General features: G+C 68.7%; 1 protein-coding gene. It reads right to left on the bottom strand.

The genetic code is table 11. The features are described 5' to 3' along the window. Positions 1-2916: condensation domain-containing protein (locus tag Q664_RS43240; RefSeq protein WP_152622671.1), on the bottom strand; the 2916-nt coding region annotated here is incomplete at both ends.

Below are 2916 nucleotides of genomic sequence, written 5' to 3'. Positions count from 1 at the left end.
TCCAGACTCAACTCGTCCCAGAGGAGGCAGGGGAGGGAGTCGTCAGGGAGGGTGAGGAGGGAGCGCAGAGCGCGAGAGGTGAGAAGCAGCCGGGGAGGAGCGTCCTCCAACATGAAGGCCAGGCGCTGAGCCGGGTAGGAAGCATCGAGCGGGACGTAGGCGCCGCCGGCCTTGAGGATGCCCAACAAGGAGACGATGAGCTCCACGGAGCGTTCGAGGCACAGCGCGACGAGGGAGTCGGGACCCACGCCGCGGGAGCGCAGCATGTGGGCGAGCTGGTTGGAGCGCGAGTCCAGCTCACGCCAGGAGAGGCGCTGCTCGCCGAACTCGACGGCGATGGCGTCGGGGCGAAGGGAGACCTGCTGCTGGATGAGGTGGTGGATGCAGGAGTCGCGCGGGTAGTCCCTCTGAGTCTGGTTCCAGGAGACGAGCACCTGCTGATGCTCGGACTCGGAGAGGAGGGGGAGCTCGGAGAGTGAAGCGTCGGGGCGGGAGAGGGCGGCCTCCAGGAGGACCTGGAAGTGGCCCATCATGCGAGAGGCGGTGGAGTGCTCGAAGAGGTCGGTGGCGTATTCGAAGACGCCGTGGAAGCCCTGGGGCGAGGACGAGAGGATGAGGCTGGCGTCGCACTTGGAAACGCGGTTCTCCACCTCGAGCGGACGCAAGGAGAGGCCCGGGAGGGCCATCTCGGGTATGGGCGCGTTCTGCAGGGCGAACATCACCTGGAAGAGCGGAGCGCGGCTCAGGTCACGCTGAGGCTGGAGCTCCTCGACGAGCTTCTCGAAGGGCAGGTCCTGATGCTCGAAGGCATCGAGGGTGGTGGAACGGACCTGGGAGAGCAGCGAGCGGAAGGAGGCCCGGGAGTCGACTCGGGAGCGGAGGACGAGCGTGTTGACGAAGAAGCCGATGAGGCCTTCGAGCTCGGCATGCCGGCGGCCGGCGATGGGAGAGCCGACGCTGATGTCGTCCTGGTGGGCGTAGCGGGAGAGCAACACCTGGAAGGCGGCCAGCAGGGCCATGAAGGGGGTGACCCCCTCACGCTGGCAAAGCTGGAGGAGACGCTCGGAGAGGTCCTTCGAGAGCTGGACGGGAACCCGTGCGCCGCGGAACGACTGAACGGAGGGCCGAGGCTTGTCGGTGGGCAACTCCAGGGCATGCGGCGCCCCGGTGAGCTGCTGGCGCCACCAGAGAAGCTGTTTGTCCAGCACCTCGCCTTGCAGCCACTGCCGCTGCCAGAGGGCGTAGTCGGCGTACTGGATGGGAAGCTCGGGGAGGGGAGACGGGAGGCCTCGGGAGAACGCCTCGTAGAGGGCCGCCACCTCGCGCACCAGCACGCCCGCGGACCAGCCATCGGAGACGATGTGGTGCATGTTGAGCAGCAGCACATGCTCGCTGGAAGAGAGGCGCAGCAGCTGCACCCGGAAGAGCGGACCGGTGGCCAGATCGAAGGGACGCTGAGCCTCCTGCTCGGCCCGCTGGAGCAGCTCCGCCTCGCGTGCCGGGGCGGGCAGAGAGGAGAGATCCACCTCGCCCAGGGACAGCGAGGACTCGGGGAGGATGAGCTGGATCAAGCCCTCGGGGCCGGAGCGGAAGACGGTGCGCAGGGATTCGTGACGGCGAACCACCTCGGAGAGGCCGCGGCGGAGCACGTCCACCTCGAGGGCGCCCTCCATCCGAATCGCGGAGAAGACGTTGTAGTCGGCGCGCAGGGGGTGGAGCTGATCCAGGATCCACAGCCGCATCTGCGCGAAGGAGACATGCAGCGAGCCCTCCCGAGGTGCCGGGAGCAGGGTTGGAGCCGGGGGGAGGCGCTGCAGGAGTGCACGCTCGAGCTGGCCGGCGAGCGCCGCGAGCGTGGGGGACTCGAAGAGGGCGCGCAGGGGCAGCTCGAGGCCGAAGGCCGAGCGGATGCGTGAGACGACCTGGGTGGCCAACAGGGAGTGGCCGCCGAGCGAGAAGAAGTCGTCGTGGATGCCCACCTGTTGCAGGCCCAGCACTTCGCTCCAGAGCGCGGCGAGCCGCTGCTCGGCGTCCGTGCGAGGAGCGACATAGGCCTGGAGCGCAGAGGAGGAGAGGTCGGGAGGCGGAAGCGCCTTGCGATCGACCTTGGCGGTGGAAGTGAGGGGGAGGGCCTCGAGGACGACGAGCGCCGCGGGGATCATGAAATCCGGGAGGCGCTGCTTGAGGAAGGCGCGAAGGGCGGAGGTGTCGAGGCTCGAGGAGTCGCTGGTGACGTAGGCAACGAGACGCTTGTCGCCGGGGGAGTCCTCGCGGACGACGGCCACGGCTTCACGCACCTCGGGGTGGGTGAGAAGCGAGGCTTCCACTTCGGCCAACTCGACGCGGAAGCCACGCAGCTTCACCTGCGAGTCGGCGCGGCCGAGGAAGTCGAGGGTACCGTCAGCGCGCCAGCGGGCGAGGTCACCGGTGCGGTAGAGGCGCTCGCCGGGGGAGGAGGAGAAGGGATTGGGAACGAAGCGCTCGGCGGTGAGGTCGGGCCTGGAGGTGTAGCCGCGAGCGAGGCCCTCGCCGCCGATGAAGAGCTCACCGGGGACACCCGGGGGAACGGGCTGGAAGGAGGCGTCCAGCAGATACACCTGGGTGTTGGCGATGGGGGAGCCAATGGAAACGGAGGCGCCGATCTGCTCGGGCTGGGTGAGCAGGAGAGAGGAGGCGATGACGGTGCCTTCGGTGGGGCCGTAGCAGTTGGCCAGCGGGATGCGCAGTTGCTCGAGCGCGCGGCGAGCGTGGGGGGCGGAGAGGACATCGCCGCCGGCGAGGATCTGGCGCAGACCGCGCAGGCCGTCGAGCTTGTGGTCGATGGCGAGGGAGAGCAGACCCGCGGACAGGTAGAGCGTGGAGACGTTGTGCCGCTCCAGCACCCGCGTGAGCAGCTCCAGGTCGCTCGGAGACTCA

The sequence above is a fragment of the Archangium violaceum Cb vi76 genome, from assembly GCF_000733295.1.
In the GTDB taxonomy this organism is placed as follows: Bacteria; Myxococcota; Myxococcia; order Myxococcales; family Myxococcaceae; genus Archangium; species Archangium violaceum.
Note: the sequence above shows the minus strand (reverse complement) of the source record. Positions and strands in the feature narration are given on the sequence as shown.